The organism is Phascolarctobacterium faecium DSM 14760 (assembly GCF_003269275.1).
GTDB classification, from domain to species: domain Bacteria; phylum Bacillota; class Negativicutes; order Acidaminococcales; family Acidaminococcaceae; genus Phascolarctobacterium; species Phascolarctobacterium faecium.
This window is the reverse complement of record NZ_QLTS01000012.1, coordinates 28347-49386: the sequence shown is the minus strand read 5'-3', so window position 1 is coordinate 49386 and position 21040 is coordinate 28347. Positions and strand designations below refer to the sequence as shown.

Annotated in this window: 20 protein-coding genes and 5 tRNA genes; 18 read left to right on the top strand and 7 right to left on the bottom strand. The window is 47.2% G+C overall.

Features of this window, described 5'->3' with window-relative positions; translation table 11 throughout:
* Positions 1 to 87: 87 nt before the first annotated feature.
* From rpsF to C8D73_RS10570, 12 genes are all read left to right on the top strand, one after another.
* Complete coding sequence (rpsF, locus tag C8D73_RS10625) at positions 88 to 372, top strand: 30S ribosomal protein S6 (RefSeq protein WP_021717086.1); 285 nt, start codon at positions 88 to 90, stop codon at positions 370 to 372.
* Between the two features lie 17 nt (positions 373 to 389).
* Positions 390 to 809: a single-stranded DNA-binding protein gene (locus C8D73_RS10620; protein ID WP_021717085.1), complete on the top strand. Its 420-nt coding sequence runs from the start codon at positions 390 to 392 to the stop codon at positions 807 to 809.
* Positions 810 to 826: 17 nt separating this feature from the next.
* A complete protein-coding gene (gene rpsR / locus C8D73_RS10615) occupies positions 827 to 1057 on the top strand; it encodes a 30S ribosomal protein S18 (protein WP_021717084.1) in 231 nt (76 codons plus the stop codon).
* Positions 1058 to 1227: 170 nt separating this feature from the next.
* On the top strand, positions 1228 to 1818 hold the full coding sequence (gene rpsD, locus C8D73_RS10610) for a 30S ribosomal protein S4 (RefSeq protein WP_113078188.1): 591 nt from the start codon (positions 1228 to 1230) through the stop codon (positions 1816 to 1818).
* Positions 1819 to 1824: 6 nt separating this feature from the next.
* A complete protein-coding gene (locus C8D73_RS10605) occupies positions 1825 to 2478 on the top strand; it encodes a hypothetical protein (RefSeq protein ID WP_113078182.1) in 654 nt (217 codons plus the stop codon).
* A gap of 243 nt (positions 2479 to 2721) precedes the next feature.
* On the top strand, positions 2722 to 3519 hold the full coding sequence (locus C8D73_RS10600) for an MBL fold metallo-hydrolase (RefSeq protein ID WP_113078181.1): 798 nt from the start codon (positions 2722 to 2724) through the stop codon (positions 3517 to 3519).
* Positions 3520 to 3738: 219 nt separating this feature from the next.
* The gene (gene kdpF, locus C8D73_RS10595; protein WP_211305815.1) at positions 3739 to 3846 is read left to right on the top strand and encodes a K(+)-transporting ATPase subunit F; all 108 of its coding nucleotides are present in this window, start codon (positions 3739 to 3741) and stop codon (positions 3844 to 3846) included.
* 1 nt (position 3847) lies between these two features.
* Positions 3848 to 5554 (top strand): potassium-transporting ATPase subunit KdpA, encoded by a 1707-nt coding sequence (kdpA, locus tag C8D73_RS10590; protein WP_113078180.1) that lies wholly within the window; start codon positions 3848 to 3850, stop codon positions 5552 to 5554.
* 12 nt (positions 5555 to 5566) lie between these two features.
* A complete protein-coding gene (gene kdpB, locus C8D73_RS10585; RefSeq protein ID WP_113078179.1) occupies positions 5567 to 7597 on the top strand; it encodes a potassium-transporting ATPase subunit KdpB in 2031 nt (676 codons plus the stop codon).
* A gap of 19 nt (positions 7598 to 7616) precedes the next feature.
* The gene (gene kdpC / locus C8D73_RS10580) at positions 7617 to 8189 is read left to right on the top strand and encodes a potassium-transporting ATPase subunit KdpC (RefSeq protein ID WP_113078178.1); all 573 of its coding nucleotides are present in this window, start codon (positions 7617 to 7619) and stop codon (positions 8187 to 8189) included.
* 55 nt (positions 8190 to 8244) lie between these two features.
* A complete protein-coding gene (locus C8D73_RS10575) occupies positions 8245 to 10962 on the top strand; it encodes a sensor histidine kinase (protein ID WP_113078177.1) in 2718 nt (905 codons plus the stop codon).
* Entirely contained in the window at positions 10955 to 11647 is a 693-nt protein-coding gene (locus C8D73_RS10570) for a response regulator (RefSeq protein ID WP_046430783.1), read from the top strand. Before C8D73_RS10575 ends, C8D73_RS10570 begins: the two co-directional genes overlap by 8 nt.
* Before the next feature lie 68 nt (positions 11648 to 11715).
* Here C8D73_RS10570 and C8D73_RS10565 read toward each other — a convergent pair whose 3' ends face one another.
* Both C8D73_RS10565 and iadA read right to left on the bottom strand, forming a co-directional pair.
* Positions 11716 to 11898, bottom strand: a complete 183-nt coding sequence (locus C8D73_RS10565) for a hypothetical protein (RefSeq protein ID WP_021717074.1) — start codon at positions 11896 to 11898, stop codon at positions 11716 to 11718.
* A 12-nt stretch (positions 11899 to 11910) separates the two neighbouring features.
* Entirely contained in the window at positions 11911 to 13059 is a 1149-nt protein-coding gene (gene iadA, locus C8D73_RS10560; protein WP_211305813.1) for a beta-aspartyl-peptidase, read from the bottom strand.
* 324 nt (positions 13060 to 13383) lie between these two features.
* Between iadA and C8D73_RS10555 the strand changes: the two genes are divergently transcribed.
* Entirely contained in the window at positions 13384 to 14205 is an 822-nt protein-coding gene (locus tag C8D73_RS10555; RefSeq protein WP_113078175.1) for a prepilin-type N-terminal cleavage/methylation domain-containing protein, read from the top strand.
* A 121-nt stretch (positions 14206 to 14326) separates the two neighbouring features.
* On the opposite strand, the gene C8D73_RS10550 is transcribed toward C8D73_RS10555, so the two are convergent.
* From C8D73_RS10550 to C8D73_RS10530, 5 genes are all read right to left on the bottom strand, one after another.
* Positions 14327 to 14402 (bottom strand) — tRNA-Phe (locus C8D73_RS10550).
* Between the two features lie 4 nt (positions 14403 to 14406).
* Positions 14407 to 14483 (bottom strand) — tRNA-Asp (locus C8D73_RS10545).
* Positions 14484 to 14522: 39 nt separating this feature from the next.
* Positions 14523 to 14598, bottom strand: a tRNA-Val gene (locus C8D73_RS10540).
* 3 nt (positions 14599 to 14601) lie between these two features.
* A tRNA-Glu gene (locus tag C8D73_RS10535) sits at positions 14602 to 14676 on the bottom strand.
* Between the two features lie 6 nt (positions 14677 to 14682).
* Positions 14683 to 14758: transfer RNA gene (locus C8D73_RS10530), tRNA-Lys, on the bottom strand.
* 242 nt (positions 14759 to 15000) lie between these two features.
* Between C8D73_RS10530 and C8D73_RS10525 the strand changes: the two genes are divergently transcribed.
* The 5 genes from C8D73_RS10525 to tmk all read left to right on the top strand — a co-directional run bounded on the left by C8D73_RS10525 (position 15001) and on the right by tmk (position 21026).
* The gene (locus C8D73_RS10525; protein ID WP_021717837.1) at positions 15001 to 15888 is read left to right on the top strand and encodes an NAD(P)/FAD-dependent oxidoreductase; all 888 of its coding nucleotides are present in this window, start codon (positions 15001 to 15003) and stop codon (positions 15886 to 15888) included.
* A 125-nt stretch (positions 15889 to 16013) separates the two neighbouring features.
* Positions 16014 to 17294, top strand: coding sequence for a serine--tRNA ligase (gene serS, locus C8D73_RS10520; RefSeq protein ID WP_021717836.1), 1281 nt, complete (start codon positions 16014 to 16016; stop codon positions 17292 to 17294).
* Positions 17295 to 17591: 297 nt separating this feature from the next.
* Positions 17592 to 18764: a type III PLP-dependent enzyme gene (locus C8D73_RS10515; protein ID WP_113078174.1), complete on the top strand. Its 1173-nt coding sequence runs from the start codon at positions 17592 to 17594 to the stop codon at positions 18762 to 18764.
* Between the two features lie 175 nt (positions 18765 to 18939).
* Positions 18940 to 20403 carry an aminotransferase class I/II-fold pyridoxal phosphate-dependent enzyme gene (locus C8D73_RS10510; RefSeq protein ID WP_249033598.1) on the top strand — a complete coding sequence of 488 codons (1464 nt, stop codon included), beginning with the start codon at positions 18940 to 18942 and terminating at the stop codon, positions 20401 to 20403.
* A complete protein-coding gene (gene tmk / locus C8D73_RS10505) occupies positions 20403 to 21026 on the top strand; it encodes a dTMP kinase (protein WP_021717833.1) in 624 nt (207 codons plus the stop codon). Before C8D73_RS10510 ends, tmk begins: the two co-directional genes overlap by 1 nt.
* Positions 21027 to 21040 lie beyond the last annotated feature (14 nt).

The following is a 21040-nucleotide window of genomic DNA, read 5'->3' as shown; positions in this document are numbered from 1 at the left end:
ATGGTATAATACATAAGCTTGTATATAGTAATATATACTTCCCCTGCTCCCATTAGGGGGCCAAAGTCCAAAGGAGGAGGTGATTTCGTGAATAACTACGAAGTCATGTACATCGTAAAACCCGTTGAAGAGGAAGCTTTTGAAGCTCTTGTTGCTAAATTTGACAACCTCATCAACAATAACGGTGGTACTGTAGAAAAAACCGATCGTTGGGGCAAGAAACGTCTTGCTTATGAAATCGACGATATCGCAGAAGGTTTGTATGTTCTCGTAACTTTCAGTGCAGAACCTAAAACAGTCAAAGAACTTGACCGCGTTATGAAGATTACCGATGAAATTTTGCGTCACATGATTATCAGAAAAGGTGAGTAACCAGGAGGGTAACTAGTATGAACAAAGTTATTTTAATGGGCCGCTTAACTCGTGATCCTGAGGTTCGTTATACTCAGACAGGCAAAGTTGTATGCCAGTTCACTTTAGCGGTAGACAGACCTTTTGCTAATCAGGAAGGCCAAAGAGAAGCTGATTTTATTGCTATCGTTGTATGGGGTAAAATCGCTGAATTATGCGGGAATAGTCTTACAAAAGGTCAAAGGGCTCTTGTAGACGGTCGTTTGCAGATTCGCAGCTATGATGCTAAAGATGGTACGAAACGCTGGGTGACAGAAGTTATTGCCAACAGCGTAGAATTCATTGAACGTAAAGCAACTGGCAGCGGAGCTCCGGTTCAGTCCGGCGATGCAGGTCCGAAGAGCGAGATGGAATCTTTTGGTTCCGCAGTTCCTTTTGATGAAGAGATCCCATTCTAAATAGGGAGGTTATGCGAATGAAACGTGAAAGAGGCAGAAGAACCAGAAGAAAAGTATGCAGCTTCTGTGTTGATAAAGTTGAAGAAATCGATTATAAGGACGTTGCTAAGCTGCGCCGTTATATTACTGAACGCGGCAAAATTTTGCCCCGTCGTATTTCCGGTAACTGTGCTAAACATCAACGCCAAATGACTACTGCTATCAAACGCGCACGTAACGTAGCTCTGCTGCCATTTACCTGCGAATAATATTAGCTTTTAGTTATGAAATTAAGCACCCTGTACTTGTTACAGGGTGCTTTTTGTATATTTTTGTGCAGATATTGACGGCTGGGCAAGTTGTTGCTATAATGTAGCTTGAAGTTAGCGATAGCTAACCAGAGCGGCTGATGATTTTTTATAATAAAGGAGATGTAAACGTGGCAACAAGAAGAGGACCGAGATTTAAAGAGTGCCGTAGATTCGGCATCAATGTGTGTGGTCATCCCAAAGCTTTGGATAGATTGGGAACAACTGTAAAACGCAGTAAAAAAATGTCAGAATATGGTAAACAACTTTTAGAAAAACAAAAAATAAAAGCTTATTATGGCATTTTTGAACGTCAATTACTGAGATACTATAAAGCTGCAAGTAAAAGTAAGGCACGTACGGCAGACGCTTTATTCTGCACACTGGAATGCCGTTTAGACAACCTGGTTTACCGTATCGGTTTTGCAAATTCTATTCGTCTGGCACGCCAGCAGGTAACGCACCGTCATATTCTGGTCAATGGTAAAAATGTCAATATCCCGTCTTATATCTGTAAGGCAGGCGATGTGATCAGTTTGAAAGAAAATTCGCGCAGTAACGAGCTTTTTAAAAGTAATTTCCTGGAACGTGAAAGCTTTGCTTTGCCGTATATCAGTAAGGATAAAGAAAGCTTCAGCGGTACTCTGGTTCGTCTGCCTCTGCGGGAAGAGATTCCTATTCAGATCGAAGACCAGCTCGTTGTAGAATATTTCTCACGTTGATCTAGCATGAAAAATTATGAATGTTATAATGAACTGACCTATTGGGATAAATTTCTTTCAGAAAAGCGTTTGGCGACAGTCGGGTTTTGTGAAGACAATACGCAGGAAACGGTGATTGTTAACGCAAGTATCATCGCTGCTGAAATGCAGATTTTCAGCAGTCAATGGCTGTGCCTGCCGAATTGTTATGCCGTGCTTGGCTTTTTGCAGTATGTTTATTTTCCTACAGTTTTTTATCATAGCATGTATGGAAATGATGAATTAAAAATGCCTCTGGTAAGTACAGGGGCTTTATGTGACTATATTGCCGACCGCGATGTTAAAAATAAAGCTGCTATGCTGGAACTGTTACAAAAGCTGCAGCAGCTGTGGCAACTGCCGGAAGGTGAATGCCTGCAGCAGCTTCAGGATATCTGTACTGCTTTCAATTCACATAGGCTGGATACAACTGCGGTAGCACAGATCCTGCTGTTTGAAGAGGTGCCACAGGTTTTTGAATATATAAAGCAGCAGATCTGGTGCGAAGAAGTTTTTTATGAGGATTTTGGCTGTTCCTACAGCTGGCTGGAAAAGCTGTGTCAAAGCTTTACTAATGGTTCCTTTTTCCGTTATCGGCTGCTGCATTTTTTAAATGACCGTGTCGGTTGTTTAGCAGGTTAAAAGAACAATTTTATAATTTTTACGAAACGTCCCGCACTACCAAGTGCAGGACATTTCTTTTATGGCGCGATGCCGCAGATTTAGAAAAAAGTTGTATTCTGAGAAGGAATGACTTATGATACTTGCAGGGAAGCTTTAATGTGAAAGTAAATACAGCTTGTAGGAGTATTGGTTTCGTGAAAAGTTATGGAGGGAAAGTAAAAAAGTTACAGACTGATTTTTTGAAAATAATGGAGGTATATGATGCAGCTGACTGTGTTGGTAGATAACAATACTCTGATTGACCGTTATTATTTAGGTGAGCCGGGCGTAGCCTATTATCTGGAAGATGGTGATGTCAGAATTTTATTTGATGTGGGTTATTCGGATATATTTCTTAGAAACGCCCAGGCGTTGGGGATTGATTTGAGCCGCTTACAGCAGGTAGTGCTTTCACATGGGCATAATGATCATACACGGGGTTTGCTATGGCTGAGCGAGCAGGAATATTTTTCTGAACTGCAGCTGCTGGCGCATCCGGATGCCCTGAAGCCGAAGCAGTTTGCCGGCGAAGCTATAGGCGCCCCTTTTACAGCACAGCAGCTGCAGGAAAAGTGCAGGCTGCGGCTTAGTAAAGAACCGGTATGGTTAACAAAACGGCTGGTTTTTTTAGGCGAGATCCCAACACTGAATGATTTTGAACAGCGGCATGGGTTTGGCAGTGCTGAGGATCCTGTAGATTTAGTACTTGATGATACGGCTTTAGTTTACCGAGGCTCAGAAGGATTATTTGTGATTACAGGCTGTTCGCACAGCGGGATCTGCAATATCATTGAATATGCTAAAAAGGTTTGCGGTGAAGCTAAGGTTCAGGGGGTTATCGGCGGCTGGCATTTATTTAAGGTCGACGACCGTCTGGAAAAAACGATCGCCTATTTACAGAAGCATAGTATCCGAGAGCTGTATCCGTGCCACTGCTGTTCCTTTCAAGCGAAAGCGGCAGTACATGCACAGATACCTGTTAAAGAAATTGGTGTTGGTAAGGTTATTGAGATAAACTGAAAAATACCTCGGGATTTTTCCCGAGGTATTTTTATTTATTTTCAGCTATAGTCTTCTATTAGAACAGAATAAACAGTAATCGCAGAACGGCAAATTTTTACAACTTTTTTACAGCGGGGAGGGTTCTTTTGACAGCGGCTTTACGCAAGGTAGTAGTACAATAAGTCATCATCAGTAGTAAGGTGATTTGCAAGTGGTGTTTTTGTACAAGGAGGGAAAATGATGATGGAAATGCTGTCCTTGACTGAGTTATGGCTCAGTTCGCTTTTAGCAGTAGGTATTTTATTTTATCTGATTTATGCATTATTGAAACCGGAGGATTTTTAAAATGACAAAAGACATTATGCTATTTGTGCTGTTTTTAGCCGTATTATTGCTGTGCGCCTGGCCGCTTGGTAAATATATGGCGCGAGTTTTTAATTACGAAAAAACCTGTGGTGAAAGATTTTTTGCACCTTTGGAAAATATTTTTTATAAAATGGCCAAAGTTGACCCGCGTACAGAAATGCCGTGGAAGGAATACTGCCTGAATCTCATTATTTTTAATGCTTTAGGTATGTTATCACTCTTTGTTTTGCAGCTGACGCAGGCTTTTTTACCGCTCAATCCGCAGCAGTTGCCCAACGTCGAAACCTGGCATCTTGCTTTTAATACGGCTGCCAGCTTTATGACCAATACTAACTGGCAGGCTTATAGCGGCGAAACGACTTTAAGTTATTTGACACAAATGCTGGGCTTGACTGTACAAAACTTCTTGTCGGCGGCAACAGGAGCTGCTGTCGCAATTGCTCTGATCCGTGGTCTGGTGCGTAAAAATACTGGTGAGTTAGGCAATTTTTGGGCAGATATAATCAGATGTACGACCAGAATACTGCTGCCGATTTGTGTTGTAGCAACATTGCTGCTGGTTTCTCAGGGTGTTATCCAAAACCTTAATCCTTATGTCGATGTACAAACCGTCGAAGGGGCACAGCAGACTATTGCTATGGGACCGGTTGCTTCTCAGGAAGCGATTAAGGAGCTGGGTACCAATGGCGGCGGTTTTTTTAATGCCAATTCTTCTCATCCGTTTGAAAATCCGACTCCCTGGAGCAATTTCCTGGAAATGTTTTTGATTTTAGTGATCCCTACAGGTTTATTATTTACTTTTGGTGAGATGTGTAAAGATAAAAAACAAGGCTATGCTGTTTTGGCATCCATGCTGCTGCTTTTTGTTTTGATGCTGGGGGTTTGCTATGCTTCTGAAAAATATGGTAATCCGATAGTTGCTGCGCAGGGCATCAGCGGCGATACTGCTATGGAGGGCAAAGAAGTCCGTTTTGGCATCGGCAGCAGTAGTTTGTTTGCAACGGTTACCACAGCTGCGTCCTGCGGTGCAGTAAACTCGATGCATGACAGCTACACCGGTACCGGCGGATTAGTGCCTATGCTGCAGATGATGCTGGGAGAAGTTGTTCTGGGCGGTGTCGGCGCCGGATTTTACGGTATGATGCTGTATGTATTTATCACAGTTTTCATTGTTGGCCTGATGGTAGGACGTACACCTGAATATCTGGGGAAAAAGATTGAAGCAAAAGAAGTTGTTTTGACAATTGCCGGACTTTTGATTCCGGCTGCCACTATTTTAACGATGTCGGCTGTATCCTGTCTTACGGAAGCCGGTCAGGCCGGGATATCCAACCCCGGGCCGCATGGTCTCAGTGAAATCTTATACGGTTTCGCTTCCGGTGTCGGCAATAACGGCAGTGCTTTTGCCGGTTTGGGCGCCAATAGCCTGTGGTACAATGTTTTGATCGGTTTGGCAATGCTGATCGGCCGCTTTGCCGTTATTGTGCCTGTTTTGGCCATTGCAGGCAATATGGTAACCAAAAAAATCGCTCCTGCCAATGCCGGTACTTTTAATACGGGCAGCAGTCTTTTTGCCGTGCTTTTGGCCGGTGTTGTTTTGATCGTCGGCGCGTTGACTTTTTTACCGGCCCTGGCCCTGGGACCGATCGTAGATCAATTGTTTATGCTGCAGGGCAAGGTATTTTAAGGAGGATCTGAGATGAAAAGAGATAGACAACAGCAAGAGATTTTGGGCGAGGCCGTGCGTAATGCGTTCCTGAAGCTCGATCCTCGTATCCAATGGAAGAATCCTGTTATGTTCATAGTTTTTCTGGGCGCGATTTTAGTAGCAGTTCTGGCTGTACGTGCTTTTATGGCAGGCAATACACAGGAAGGCTGGTTTGACCTGCATATAGATTTATGGCTGTGGTTTACGGTTCTGTTTGCCAATTTTGCCGAAGCCGTAGCCGAAGGCCGCGGCAAAGCGCAGGCAGAAAGTCTGCGTAAAGCCCGCAAATCTCTGCAGGCAAAGAAAATCAAAGCTGATGGCAGTTTTGAAATCGTCGGTTCCGAAGCTATCCGCAAGGGTGATATAGTTTTGGTTGAAGCTGGCGATACCATTCCCAACGACGGCGAAGTAATCGAAGGCATGGCATCGGTGGACGAAAGCGCTGTTACCGGTGAATCAGCGCCTGTTATCCGCGAATCAGGCGGTGATAAATCTTCTGTAACCGGCGGCACTAAGGTGTTATCCGACTGGATTAAAGTCAGGGTGACTACTAATCCCGGCGAAACCTTTCTCGATCGGATGATCGGGCTGGTTGAAGGTGCTAAACGTCAGAAAACCCCGAATGAGATCGCCTTGACGCTTCTTTTGGTTGGTTTGACGATCATCTTTTTGTTTGCAGTAGTAACTTTGGAACCGTTTGCGATTTATTCCGGTACGGTTATTTCTGTAACGGCACTGGTTGCGCTGCTGGTTTGCCTGATTCCTACAACGATCGGCGGTTTGCTGTCAGCGATAGGTATTGCCGGAATGGATCGGCTTTTGGGACGTAATGTCCTGGCAATGAGCGGCCGTGCTGTAGAAGCAGCCGGTGACGTAAATGTGCTGCTGCTTGATAAAACGGGCACGATTACCCTGGGCAACAGGATGGCGACGGAATTTATTCCTGCTGCTGGCATTACTGCGGGAGAACTGGCCGATGCGGCACAGCTGGCTTCTTTGGCTGATGAAACTCCGGAAGGGCGTAGTATCGTTGTCCTGGCTAAAGAAAAATATGGCCTGCGTGAGCGTGATCTTACACATTTACAGGCAGAATTCATTCCTTTTACCGCCCAGACCAGAATGAGCGGTATTGATATCGTCGATGCCAGAATACGTAAGGGATCGATGGAAGCCATGCAGAACTATGTCAGCGAACTGGGTGGGGCTTTTCCTGCTGAAGTCCGCAGTGCCTGTGAAAATATTGCGCATCAGGGCGGTACACCTTTAGTAGTTGCCAAAGATAAACAGGTCCTGGGTGTTATTTATCTGAAGGATATCGTCAAAGGCGGTATTAAAGAACGTTTCAGTGAATTGAGGAAAATGGGCATCAAAACGATCATGATCACTGGTGATAACCAGTTGACAGCGGCAGCGATTGCTGCCGAAGCCGGTGTGGATGATTTTCTGGCTGAAGCAACGCCGGAAGCGAAATTGAAAATGATCCGTTCCTATCAGCAGCAGGGAATGCTGGTAGCAATGACAGGTGACGGTACTAATGATGCGCCGGCACTGGCTCAGGCAGATGTGGGCGTTGCAATGAACAGCGGTACACAGGCGGCTAAGGAAGCGGGCAATATGGTCGATCTTGATTCCAATCCAACGAAATTGATCGAAGTTGTGGAGATCGGTAAACAACTTTTGATGACACGCGGTTCCCTGACAACTTTCAGTATTGCTAATGATATTGCCAAATATTTTGCGATTATCCCGGCTTTGTTTGCCGCAACTTATGCACCGTTGGAAGTGCTCAATATCATGCAGCTGCATTCACCGCAGAGCGCTATTTTAAGCGCCGTGATTTTCAATGCGCTGATCATCATCGCGCTGATACCGCTGGCGATGAAAGGCGTAGCCTATAAACCGCTGGGAGCTTCTAAAATACTGCAGAGAAATCTGCTGATCTATGGTGTTGGCGGTATCATCGTACCGTTTATTGGCATCAAGATCATTGATGTGCTTTTAGTTGCTTTAGGCTTGGCTTAAGAAAGAATGAGGTGGAAATATGAGAGCGATAATAAGATCGTTAGTAATGGTTGTAACCTTGAGTATTTTTACCGGGCTGGTTTATCCGCTGGCCATGACAGGCTTGGCGCAAGTGGTATTTCCCAGCCGGGCTAATGGTAGTATAATAATAAAAGACGGAGTTCCGGTAGGATCGGCTCTGATCGGTCAGGCGTTCACAGATGCCCGCTACTTCAGCAGCCGCCCTTCTGCAGGCGGTAATGACGCTGCCAATTCAGGCGGCACTAACTATGGCGGTACCAGCGCTAAACTGCAGCAGCAGGTCGGCGAGCTGGCAGAGTCTGTACGTGCGGCCAATGGCTGGACATCTGATCAAGAAGTGCCCAGCGTACTGGTAACAAATTCCAGCAGTGGTTTGGATCCGCACCTGACGCCGGCAGCTGCTTATTGCCAGGTCGAACGTATTGCCAAAGTACGTGGTCTGGAAATCAGACAGGTACGCGATCTGGTTTCAGAACATATTGAAAATGCTGATTTGGGAGTTGTCGGAGAGGACAGAGTCAATGTTTTAAAATTGAATCTGGCGCTTGATAATTTACAACAGAATCAATAAAAGTTAGGGCTGCATTCAGGCAGCCCTATTTGACTATCTTGCGAAGGAGAAGGTTATGGAACTGACAGAGAAACCTCAAAGTGGACATGAATATGCTGAAACGCTGCTGGCTGCTGCCAATAAAGAACAGCGCGGCAAGCTGACTGTTTTTTTAGGTGCTGCTGCCGGTGTTGGTAAAACATGTAGCATGCTGCAGGAAGCACATGCCCGTCTGCGGGAGGGGACTGACGTTGTACTAGGCCTGGTGCTTACGCACGGGCGCAAAGAGACAGCAGCGCTTTTGGAAGGTTTACCGCGTATCCCCGAGCAGGAAATAGAATATCATGGCAAGATGCTGCAGGAAATGGATCTGGATGCTATTCTCAGACGCCGCCCGCAGCTGGTAGTCGTTGATGAACTGGCGCACAGTAATGTGCCGGGTTCGCGCCATCAGCGGCGGTATCAGGATGTAGAAGAACTTTTGGCTGCCGGTATCGACGTTTATACTGCTGTCAATATCCAGCATATCGAAAGCCTGAATGACGTTGTTGCTCAAATTACCGGGAGTATTGTTCGTGAGACTGTACCGGATGCGTTTTTTGAGCTGGCAGATGATATCAGATTGATCGATATTCCGCCCAAAGAATTACTGCAGCGTTTGAAGGAAGGCAAGGTTTATCGTCCGCAGCAGGCCCAGCAGGCATTGCGGGGCTTTTTCAGACAGGGCAATATCAGCGCGCTGCGTGAGCTGGCTTTAAGATTTACGGCCCGGCATGTTGATCAGGATATGCTGGCCTATATGCGCCTGCATAAAATAGAAGGTCCCTGGCCGGCTTCCGGCAAGGTCATGGTTTGCGTCAGCGCCAGTCCCTTTTCAGCACAGCTGATCAGAGCGGCGCAGCGTTTAGCTCAGGGACTGCACGCAGAATTTTTGGCTGTGCATATCGAAACACCGGAAAGACGATTTCCTCATGGTGATAAAGAACGGGAAAGGCTTTGGCGTAACCTGAATCTGGCTAAAGAGCTGGGAGGTCAGATCCTGACTACTGCCGGTACGGATTTTGTGGAAACGGTTCTGCAGATCGCTGTCAGAGAAAATGTTACCGCGATCGTGGTCGGGAAATCAGGGCCGCGCCGCTGGTATGAGATAGGCCGAAAAACCTTGGTTGACAGATTGATTGACAGGAGCGGGTTTATCCATGTTTATGTCATCCAGGGGCGGGAAGAGGAAGAAAAGTCTCCTGTCATCACTACGGCAGTACCGCAGCAGCAGGCCGGCTGGCGCCAGTATGTAGGGGCGCTGGCGGCAGTTGTCATTACTACTGGGCTTTGCTATGTTTTCCGCGGTCAGCTGGAGCTGGTCAATATATCCTTACTGTATTTGCTGCCGGTATTGTTGACAGCGGCCTGGTGGGGCAGAAGTACGGCCTATGTAACAGCGGTCTTTTGTGTTTTAGGTTTTGACTTTTTATTTTTGGAACCGATTTTTACTTTTACTATTTACGATATCAGATATCTGTGGAGCTTTCTGATCTTTGGACTGGTAGCATTTTTAGTCGGTGGAAAGACAGAATCGCTGAGGCGGGAATTGGAAAGTACCAGACGCCGTGAAAGCAATGTCAACAGTCTATACCGTTTCAGCAGCCGTATTGCCGCAGTCGATGACGCAGTGACGATCATGGAAGAATTTGTCAGTCATGTGGGACGAGAGCTGCAGCGGACAGTGCTGATTTTATTGCCTGAAAGTAAAGTACTGCGGCTGCAGGCCTGTTATGCTGTACAGCAGGAGGATGCGGCCGCGGAGTTTCAGCTGCCGCCGTCAGAATATGCTGTAGCAGCCTGGGTGCAGGAACACGGACAGGCTGCCGGACGTTCTACTGATACTTTACCTGGGGCTGAAAATCTTTTTTTACCGCTGATGAATGGAGAAAAAGTTATCGGTGTTGTTGGCATCGCTATCGATACACGGAAGTTATCTCCGGAGGAAAGGGCTGTACTGGGCGCGTGGGTAAGCCTGCTGGCGATCGCGTTGGTGCGGGCCGGGCTGAGCAGCGAAGCAAAACAGGCCGCAATGCTGCGTGAGGCAGATAAATTACGTACAGCGCTTTTTAATTCTGTTTCCCACGAACTGCGAACACCTTTAGCGGCTATCATGGCTTCGGTATATACCTTAAATGATAAAGCTGTTGCTTATGGTGAGAAACAGCGGCAGCAGCTTCTGGAAACCATTGCCGATGCCTCTAAAAGGATGGAACGGATCATCGGCAACCTTTTAGATACCGCCCGTCTGGAAAGCGGGATGCTGCAGCTGAAGCTGGACTGGTGCGATCTGGAGGATGTTGTCAGCGGTGCGCTGCGGCGCAGCAAGGAACATACGCAGAGCTATAAGATCAAAGTAGAGATAGCAGACGATCTGCCGCTGATTTATGCCGATGCGGCCTTACTTGAGCACGTAGTGTTGAATTTACTGGATAATGCGGTAAAATATTCAGTAGAAGGCAGTGAGATCGAAATACAGACCTGTCTTGACGATAGCGAAGTGATCGTTATGGTCAAAGATCGGGGGCTGGGGGTGACGGCCAAAGATTTACCGCATTTGTTCGATAAATTTTACAGGGCCAGACAAACGGAGAAAATCAGCGGCACCGGTTTGGGGCTGGCGATCTGCAAAGGCATTGTCGATGCCCACCGCGGCAGGATCTGGGCTAAACAGCGCACTGGTGGCGGCAGTATTTTTGCTTTTGCCTTGCCTGTAACATTGCCGGAAGAAAAGGCTGGTGAAAAAAATGACTGAAAATACATTGCGCGTTTTAATTATTGATGATGAACCTGCAATCAGAAAGCTTTTAAAAATATCAATGCAGGCCTACGGCTATGAGCTGGGTGAAGCTGCTACAGGGCAGGACGGGCTGTTAATGGCGGCCTCCTTCAGGCCGGATATTATTTTGGTTGACCTGGGGCTGCCTGATATGGACGGTAAAGCAGTTGTGAAAGCTCTGAGGGAATGGTCGGAAACGCCGATCATTGTCCTGACGGCGCGTGAGCAGGAACAGGAAAAAATTGCCGCCTTAGATGTCGGAGCTGACGACTATGTGACCAAACCCTTTGGTATGGGTGAGCTGATGGCCAGAATGAGAGTCTGTCTGCGCCGGGCCGGCAATAAAGAAGGAGAACCGATACTGACCTGCGGCGGTTTGCAGCTCAATCTTCTGGAGCACAGGGTAGTAGTGGAAGGGCGTGAAGTAAAGCTGACGCCGACAGAGTATGAGCTTCTTAAGGTGATGCTTAAATATGCCGGACGCGTGCTGACGCATAAACAGCTGCTGAAAGCTGTCTGGGGTAATGAATATGATACGGATACCCATTATATCAGGATCTATATGCGGCAGCTGCGGCGCAAAATAGAACCTGATCCGGCGCAGCCTAAATATCTGATCACCGAAGCGGGGATTGGTTACAGGTTGCTGGGTGGCGAATAAATTTCAGATAGAAAAAAGGACTATTTCGTTAAGAAATAGTCCTTTTGTTTTAATTATTCTATTCTTGTTCAAAATAATTGTTCGATAAAGCCCGGCGGCAGTACTCCAAAAAGATCTGCCAGCATGTACATGGAGAAAAACAGCGTAACTGTAAATGCTACGGTATAGGCAATTTCTTTTTTTGCAGCGTTGGCATAAACACCGCGGATAGAACAGAAAAAGATCAAAGTCCAAATGATTTTAGCCGTCATAATTTAGCTCCTTTAGTTTTCAAAAGTTCCCTTGACAATGGCCTGCCCCTCATCTACCATCAGGCGGCCCCTGGCAAAAACTTTGTTTAAGGTCAGGTCGTCGTTCCAAACGATCAGGTCCGCGTCTTTACCTACGGCAATACGGCCTTTGTCTTCAAGCTTCAGGGCATCGGCAACATTGCAGGTTATCAGCTGTAATGCTTTGTCAAAGGGCAATACGCCGGCTTTGACGATACTCAGCATTTCTTCGTATAGATAACGTGGCGCAGCGGCAGTCAGCCCGATCAGTTCATTGTTTTCGTTAAATTTAGGCATGCTGCCGTTACCATCGCTGCTCAAGGTCAGACGTTCCAAAGGTACGCCTGCGTCTAAAGCCTGTTTAACAGCCTGAGGCACAGGGATAGCACTGCCTGTCATGCCGCAGGTCAGATCAATAATACCGCCCTGCAGTGCGAATTGGATAGTCTGTTTGTAAAGCATGGGATTTCGGTTGACATGGGTAGGACGGAACACACTGATCGGCAGCTCTGTAGTTTCAAGGATCTCAAGAACCGGTTCCAGACCGCGTTTACCGTCGCCCATATGGATGTGCAGCACGCCGGCTTTGCCGCTCAGCATACCGCCGATACGGGCTTCTGCTGCCAGGCTGGCATAAGCCTGTGTGCTGGGCATAGACGAACGGTGATCGCTCATTGCGACCTTGCCGCCCAATATTTTGTCGATCAAAACGATGTCACTGCGCAGAGTGCCGGTGATATGCCCGCTGTCAGCAGGATAGGCTCCGGAATAGATCCAGGTGGAAATACCCTCTTCTTCCAGGCCACGGGCTTTCGCCAGCAGATTTTCCATACTGCGGGTCACGCCGTCGGTGCCAAGCAGCCCGATTACTGTCGTAGTACCTGCCGTTGTCAGCTGTGACAGCTGGATTTCAGGTACGCGGGTAGCAAAGCTGCCTTCGCCGCCGCCGCCCGTAATATGAATATGCTGGTCAATAAAACCGGTAGTAACTTTAGCCCCGCTGACGTCAATAACGTTGCAGTCAAAAGGCAGCTCGCCGATTGACGGAGCCATATGAACGATTTTACGTCCGGCCAGCAGGAGATCCTGGCAGCCTGTATCGGCAGGAGCGTAAATATGAGCATTTTTTATGAGTGTAAACATAGCTACCTCCATCAATATATAAATTAACTATTATCAATTCGCTTTAGCTGCTTATAATTCCTGCTGCCAACCAAGATTTTCTGCAGTGAAAGTAAAAAAACTGTCGTTTTTGACATCGGGGATAAGCAGACTCTGGCTGGATGATGTAAATAATGCTGCACTTACCCCTTGCGAATACATATTTCTTATTTGAACCATATTATGAATATGTGATTTATAATTAATAGCAGACTAATAAAATATATTATTTTAAAAAATAATATTTACTTTCTGAAGAATATATGGTTAAATTCAAATGAGAATAGAATTTAGGAGCGTCCGAAAGTGAAAAGACAAACAGGCTTTACTTTAGTTGAATTGGTGATTGTTATCGCAGTGCTGGGAATTTTAGCAGGTCTGGCGATTCCATATTTTATGGAAGCCCGCGAGGAAGCGGCGAAAAAGGAATGTCTGGCTAACCGGACGCAGATCATGCGGATGTTCTACGCTCAGCAGGCGTCGAACTACAACGGGACACTGGTGGGATTTCTGGCAGAAGTTGTAAAAGAACCTAACGATAATAAATATTTTAATTTTGTCCCTAAATGTGCCGATAATGGCACTTACAGCGTCAGTAATGAAAAAGTAGTCTGTTCTATTGCTGAGCATAATGAAGCTAATGTCAGCGATGATGCCAGTGTTATAGATAATATTACGAATGACTTTCAAGAATTTCTTGATAAGTACGGCGCTATGACAGATCAGCAACTGAAGGATCTGGGCTGGTGGCCAACTTATGCCTCTGGTGCATTAGTAAAGACCAATGATGGTTTTAGAGAAGCTTATTATAAAGAAAAAGGAAAATGGCCCAGCGGAGTAGATTTAAATGGCAATACGATTTATTTTAAATTCCATTTAACTGCAGATGGCAGTTTTCTGACCTATGCAAATGGTAATGGCGATTTTAAAAATAGTGGAGATTGGGGCACTAATTATATATACGATTCTGCAGCTAAAAAATGGTATTATAGTCCCCAAGGGACGAATTTAGGTGGTATTTCCAACAGTGTTGACAAAGGTGGGAAAACGGAAGCGCAGATAATTGATAAAATAAAAAACGAAGGCTGGGAAGAAGTCACCCTGACAGGCAACACTTTCAGCAAATAACATGATTTGATAAATTAAACGATAAAACTCAGCGCTGAAGCGCTGAGTTTTTATTTATATCTGGATATTGATTTAAAACAAAAACACCCTTCTTTATTAAAAGAAGGGTGTTGCTCTTTGATGGTGCCTCAGCACAGAATCGAACTGTGGACACAAGGATTTTCAGTCCTTTGCTCTACCAACTGAGCTACCGAGGCAAAATGGCGACCCGGATGGGACTCGAACCCACGACCTCCGCCGTGACAGGGCGGCATTCTAACCAACTGAACCACCGGGCCATTGGTGGGGCTACATAAAACTTCTACCAAAATAAAAAATGGTGGGCGCTGACGGGATCGAACCGCCGACATTCTGCTTGTAAGGCAGACGCTCTCCCAGCTGAGCTAAGCGCCCGAATGGTGACCGGTAGGGGAATCGAACCCCTGATACCGCCGTGAAAGGGCGGTGTCTTAACCGCTTGACCAACCGGCCAAATTTTGGTGACCCATGTAGGCCTCGAACCTACGACACCCTGATTAAGAGTCAGGTGCTCTACCAACTGAGCTAATGGGCCGTCGTAATGTTGCTTATATAGAATACACGAAAATGGAAAGTTTGGCAAGAGTTTTTTCGCTGTTTTTCTAATTTTTCCTAAAACCGCAGGAAGCTGTCAGAAAGCTGTTTTAAAAAAACGGTAAAATTGTGTATACATGTGGAAAGGATTGACGCTGACGTGTTAAAGAAGGTAAAATAAAAACAGTTAACTTGTTGAACTAAATGAAGGCTTCCCCTAAAAATTTTTTGGAGGATTAAAACATGAAATATGATATCGCAATTATCGGCGGCGGTCCAGCGGGCCTGTCGGCGGCTATTACTGCCAGCAGTAAAGGACGGAAGGTAGTGGTGTTTGAGGCTCACGGTTTCAGTCCCCGTCTGCGCAGTGTCGAGCTTATCACAGATTATATGGGCTGTCCCGATATTTCTGGCAATGAGCTGATGGACAGGTTCATCGAGCATGCACGCCATATCGGTGCGGAGATTATCGAAGAAAAAATAGTTTCATTAAAAGAGAAAGCCGGTTATTTTGAACTGGGTACGCCTAACAGCCAGTATAATGCCGATACGGTAATTCTTGCTACGGGTATTTCCCGTTCCAGCCTGCTGCCGGGCGAAAAAGAATTTTTAGGCCGCGGCGTAAGCTACTGCGCCAAAGTCGACGGCGCCGAATACAAAGGTAAGCGCGTTGCTGCGATCGCCACTGTTCCTGATGCGATGGAAGAAATAGAATATCTGGCTGATATCTGCAGTGAAGTAATTTTTATTCCCCGTTTTCAGGGCTTCGTAGCTCCAAAACGCAAAAATGTAACGGTGGTCCTGGATCAGCCGACTGATATTACCGGTACCGACAGAGTAACCGGGCTGCATACCACTGGTGAATTTTTCAGTGTCCAAGCAGTCTTTATGTTCCGTGCTTCTGATCCGCTCAACAGCTTTTTGCCGGGTCTGCAGATGCGCGGCCGTTCTGTTCTTGTCGACGACCAGGCTGAAACAAGCATCGAAGGCGTTTTCGCCGGCGGCGACTGCACCGGTCAGCCCTGGCAGGTCAATCGTGCGGCTGGTCAGGCTCAGAAAGCCGCTATCAGCGCGATCAATTATCTGGCCAAACGTGACGGTTTGATTGAAACTTTTAAAGAATACAGCTGATTTTAAACTGAATAACAGTGATTTTACGGGCACGCCGATGTTCTTCGGCGTGTTCTCTTTCATATTATGGTAAATTGTGCTAAAATAAAGTTTACGAAGTAATTCAACATTTGGAGGAATGAATAATGTTAGATATGAAATTTGTTAGGGAAAATCCTGAATTGGTTATGGACGCTATGCGTAAGCGTAACGCCAATGTGAACCTTGACGAATTTTTGGAATTGGAAAAGAAACGCCGTGAATTGACCCTGCAGGTCGAGGCTCTTAAAAGCCAGCGCAACGCAGCTTCTCAGGAAATCGGCAAAATGAAAAAAGCCGGTGAGAATGCAGATGCGCAGATGGCCGAGGTCCGTGCCCTGGGTGATAAGATCGCGGAAGATGATAAAGAGCTGAAGGATATCGAAGCCAGATTAAAAGAAATTCTGATGACGATTCCGAATATGCCGGCAGCAGATACACCTGTTGGCAGCAGTGATGCCGATAATCCGGTAGTGCGTACCTGGCGCGAACCGGCTAAATTTGCTTTTGAGCCTCAGGCTCATTGGGATATCGGCGAAAAATTGAATATCCTCGATGTTGAACGTGCCGGCAAGGTTTCCGGCGCCCGCTTTACTTTTTATCGCGGACTCGGTTCCCGGCTGGAACGTTCCGTAATCAATTTCTTTCTGGATATCCATACCGGTGAAAACGGCTATACGGAATTTTTCCCGCCGTTCATCGTCAATAAAGACAGTATGCAGGGAACAGGCCAGCTTCCTAAATTTGCTGAAGATATGTTCAAACTGGAGGGGCTGGATTATTACCTGATCCCTACTGCCGAAGTTCCGATCACGAATCTGCACCGCGACGAAATTTTAAGCGGCGACGATCTGCCGCTGTATTATACTGCCTACAGCGCCTGCTTCCGCGCTGAAGCAGGCAGTGCCGGCCGCGATACCCGCGGTCTGATCCGTCAGCATCAGTTTAATAAAGTAGAACTGGTAAAATTCACCAAGCCGGAAGATTCCTGGGACGAATTGGAAAAACTGACGGCTAATGCCGAAAAGGTGCTGCAATTATTGGAACTGCCGTATCGTGTCGTGCGTCTTTGCACAGGTGATATTGGGTTCAGTTCTGCTGCAACTTATGATTTGGAAGTGTGGCTGCCGGCGGCTAACTGCTATCGTGAAATTTCTTCCTGCTCCAATTTCCTTGATTTCCAGGCTCGCCGCGCTAACATCCGTTTCCGCCGCGACACTAAATCCAAACCGGAATTCGTACATACCCTGAATGGTTCAGGTGTGGCGGTAGGACGTACTGTTGCCGCTATTCTCGAGAATTACCAGCAGGCAGACGGCAGCGTTATCGTGCCGAAAGTCCTGCGGCCTTATATGGGCTGCGACGTTATCGAAGCACCTAAAAAATAAGTAGTTTTTGCAAACCCCTGCTTTTAATAAGCGGGGGTTTTCCATATTTAGGTATTTTGTGTTGTCAAATCAGCATAGATTACTATATTTAGTAGTGACTTATTTAGTAAAAAAATATTAAAAATCCTAAAAAACCAGTAAAATTTTAGTAAAAACAGACGTTAAGCGTGATTATCACTGTTTTGCCTGAAACTCCTCAAATTTTTTTCAATTTCTTTCATTTTCCTATTGTACTTTCAGTAATTTGTGGTAAAATCATATGAGTAAAATCAATGCTAAAGCAAGGGGAGAGTGGATATGAAGAAGGACATCTTTTTTCAACTTAGTCAAAATGCTGCAGAAAGGCTGGCAGAGCGCTTTGGAACGCCGCTGCTGGTACTTTCTTTAGAACAAATAGAAAAGAACTATCGCTTTTTGAAAAAGCACTTGCCGCGTGTGCAGCTTTACTATGCGATCAAGGCCAATCCGCATCAGCGGATCTTGGAACTGCTGCGTGACCTGGGTTCCTGCTTTGATGTTGCTTCTGACGGCGAGATCAGAACTCTGGCAGCAATGGGTATTGACGGCGAGCGTCTGATTTACGCCAATCCTATCAAAACCGGCGGCGGTCTGCAGGCCTGCTGTGACGTCGGTGTACATAAAATGACTTTTGACAGCGAAAGTGAAATCGTAAAAATGGCACAGGGCTGCCCCGGTGCTACGGTGCTTCTGCGTATCCGTATCGACAATTCTTCCGCACATGTAGATTTGAATAAAAAATTCGGCGTAGGCCGCGAACGCGCAGTAGAACTACTGCAGGCAGCACAGGCTGCCGGTCTTGACGCCGCCGGCGTTTGTTTCCATGTCGGCAGCCAGACGATGAGCGCCGATCCATATCTGAATGCGCTTGATCTGGCCCGCGAGATTTTTGAAGAAGCTGCCGCTGCAGGGATGCAGCTGCGGATCTTAGATATTGGCGGCGGATTTCCGATCCCCGAACCCAAGGTGCGTTTTAATTTAAAAGAAATGCTTAAACAGATCAACGCCCGTCTGGACGAAGATTTTCCCAATGTAGAGATCTGGGCGGAACCGGGACGTTTTATGTGCGGTACGGCTGTTAACCTTATTACCAGCGTCATCGGCGTTACTGAACGCGGCGGTCAGCCCTGGTATTTCCTTGATGATGGTTTATACGGAACGTTTTCCGGCGTTATTTTTGACCAGTGGGACTTTAAGCTGATCAGCTTTAAAGAAGGAGAAGAAGTGGAAGCCACTTTTGCCGGTCCCAGCTGTGATTCGCTGGATATCATGTTCCGCGGCAAACTGACTGTACGCCAGGAGGTAGGCGATCTGCTGCTGGTTCCTTCCTGCGGCGCTTATACTTCGGCTTCGGCGACGACCTTCAACGGTTTCAGTAAAGCCAATTTTATCGTTTGGGAAGATTTAAAAGACGAAATCGAGCCGCAGCCGCAGGCTGCTATGGTTGGCTGAACAACAGAATATCTTTGCTCCGGCTGTTTGCAGCCGGAGTATTTTTATTGCGGTGAGCAGGCGGTTGCAGCGGTAGTTTGACGAAGCGTTACAATTGCTTGTAACGCCTTGCTGCTTGTGATAAAATGTAAAGATAGCATGGATAAGTGTTTGTATTTATCATGGAGGCTTTCTTTTGCAGGCAGATCAGAAAAAAATGCCGCTTGTAGCGGCCATGCTCAAATATAAAAAAGAACAGGTCTATCCTTTCCACACGCCGGGACATAAAGGCGGCCGCGGAATGGAACCGCTTCTGGCTGGCGAGCTGGGAGCAGGCGCATTGCAGATGGACGTTTCGCTGATGGCGGAGCTGGATGACATCCATTGTCCTGAAGGCTGTATTGCTGCAGCGCAGACCCTGGCCGCACAGCTTTACGGCAGCGACCGCTGTTTTTTTGCTGTTAACGGTACGACGCAGGCCATTCAGGCAATGCTGATGACTGCTGTCAAACCGGGCGGTAAAGTTCTTATTCCCCGCAATGCTCACCGCAGTGTTGCCGGAGGGCTGCTTTTAGGTGATCTGGAACCGGTATACGTATTACCGCAGTTTGATGCGGTTTTTGGTATCAACACGCAGGTCACTGCCGGGCAGATCGAAGAAGCTCTGCAAAAAGATCCTTCTATTAAAGCAGTGTTTCTGACCAGCCCTAATTATTACGGTCAGGCTGCTGATATTAAAACGATTGCTCAAATAGCCCATAAATATGGTGCTGCACTATTGGTAGATGAAGCGCACGGCCCGCATCTTGGTTTCAGCGAATTATTGCCGCCTTCGTCTATGGAGTGCGGCGCGGATGCCTGCGCGCAAAGCACGCATAAAATTTTGGGTGCTATGACGCAATGCTCGATGCTGCATGTGCAGGGCCGGCGCCTTGATTTAAAGCGGGCTGCTGATGTTATGAGCCTGCTGACGACAACCAGCCCCAATTATCTGCTGATGGCGTCTCTGGACGCGACGCGTTTCCAGCTGGCGACAGGCGGCAGGCAGATGGCGGCACAGGCTGTGGCTGCGGCAGACAGATTGCGGCGGCTTTTACAGACCTTCAAGGGGCTGAAGCTGCTGACGGCTGATTGTGCCGGCAGTAACGGTATTGCCGGGTTTGACAGTACCAAGGTGACGGTCAATGTAGCCGCCTGGGGTTATACAGGTATTGAAGCCGGGGAAAAACTGCGGCAGGCAGGTGTTGCCGTAGAACTGACAGATGCCGATAACGTGTTATTTTTAGTTACCTATAGCGACGGCGGCGCTGATTATGATGCCGTACTCGCTGTGATACAACAGGTTTTTACCGAACTGGAAAAAAACAAAAAAACGCCGCGCCGTTTGACGGTCAGCCCACAGCTTCCTGCACCGCAGCAGGTGATGTCTTTACGGCAGGCCTTCGACAGCGCGAAGACCAGCATACCTCTGTGCCGTGGTGCGGCCGGAAAAATCTGTGCCGAGCAGGTAAGCTTTTATCCGCCCGGCATACCGGTACTTTTGCCGGGGGAGCTGATTACAGAAGCGATCATCGCTTACTGTGAAAATATGAAAAACTTGAACCTGCCGGTCAGCGGACCCGCTGACGGCAGCTTGAGGGAAATACGAGTGGTGTTTTGATGAACAAAGGGTATTTTATCACATTGGAAGGCCCCGACGGCAGCGGCAAAAGCACGCAGCTGGAGCTGATCGCAGAGTACCTGAGGCAGAACGGACGAGAAGTTGTCTGCACCCGTGAACCGGGAGGCAGCGAAGCTGCTGAACGCCTGCGTCAGCTGGTGCTTGACCCGCAGCTGGCCATAGACGCGCGTACAGAAACTTTGCTGTATCTGGCAGCACGTGCTGATCATTTAGATAAGGTCGTGCGTCCGGCGTTAGCGTCCGGAAAAATCGTGCTTTGTGACCGTTTCAGCGATTCGACACTGGTTTACCAGGGCTTTGTTCGCGGTCTGCCGCTGCAGGAGCTGCTGCAGCTGAACACTTTTGCAACGGGCGGGCTGGAACCAGATTTGACGCTGCTGCTGGACGGAGATCCTCTGCTGCTTGCAGGCCGCAGGTCGCAGCGCGGTGTGACCGACCGTTTTGAAAACGAGGGACTTGCTTTTCAGCTCAAGGTAAGGCAGGGATTTGTCGAACTCAGTAAGGCCTATCCACAGCGGATCAGGGTCATTGATGCTTTGCAGGAACAGGAAAGCGTACGCGGCTGTCTGATCAGCGAGTTGGAGGCTTTACTTAAAGGGTAAGCGAGGAAAGGATA

Bases quoted from the DNA above. Each gene is read 5' to 3' on its own strand.
- C8D73_RS10620 (WP_021717085.1), top strand. From the start codon at position 390: ATGAACAAAGTTATTTTAATGGGCCGCTTAACTCGTGATCCTGAGGTT.
- rpsR (WP_021717084.1), top strand. From the start codon at position 827: ATGAAACGTGAAAGAGGCAGAAGAACCAGAAGAAAAGTATGCAGCTTC.
- C8D73_RS10605 (WP_113078182.1), top strand. From the start codon at position 1,825: ATGAAAAATTATGAATGTTATAATGAACTGACCTATTGGGATAAATTT.
- C8D73_RS10600 (WP_113078181.1), top strand. From the start codon at position 2,722: ATGCAGCTGACTGTGTTGGTAGATAACAATACTCTGATTGACCGTTAT.
- kdpF (WP_211305815.1), top strand. From the start codon at position 3,739: ATGATGATGGAAATGCTGTCCTTGACTGAGTTATGGCTCAGTTCGCTT.
- kdpA (WP_113078180.1), top strand. From the start codon at position 3,848: ATGACAAAAGACATTATGCTATTTGTGCTGTTTTTAGCCGTATTATTG.
- kdpB (WP_113078179.1), top strand. From the start codon at position 5,567: ATGAAAAGAGATAGACAACAGCAAGAGATTTTGGGCGAGGCCGTGCGT.
- kdpC (WP_113078178.1), top strand. From the start codon at position 7,617: ATGAGAGCGATAATAAGATCGTTAGTAATGGTTGTAACCTTGAGTATT.
- C8D73_RS10575 (WP_113078177.1), top strand. From the start codon at position 8,245: ATGGAACTGACAGAGAAACCTCAAAGTGGACATGAATATGCTGAAACG.
- C8D73_RS10570 (WP_046430783.1), top strand. From the start codon at position 10,955: ATGACTGAAAATACATTGCGCGTTTTAATTATTGATGATGAACCTGCA.
- C8D73_RS10565 (WP_021717074.1), bottom strand. From the start codon at position 11,898: ATGACGGCTAAAATCATTTGGACTTTGATCTTTTTCTGTTCTATCCGC.
- iadA (WP_211305813.1), bottom strand. From the start codon at position 13,059: ATGTTTACACTCATAAAAAATGCTCATATTTACGCTCCTGCCGATACA.
- C8D73_RS10525 (WP_021717837.1), top strand. From the start codon at position 15,001: ATGAAATATGATATCGCAATTATCGGCGGCGGTCCAGCGGGCCTGTCG.
- serS (WP_021717836.1), top strand. From the start codon at position 16,014: ATGTTAGATATGAAATTTGTTAGGGAAAATCCTGAATTGGTTATGGAC.
- C8D73_RS10515 (WP_113078174.1), top strand. From the start codon at position 17,592: ATGAAGAAGGACATCTTTTTTCAACTTAGTCAAAATGCTGCAGAAAGG.
- tmk (WP_021717833.1), top strand. From the start codon at position 20,403: ATGAACAAAGGGTATTTTATCACATTGGAAGGCCCCGACGGCAGCGGC.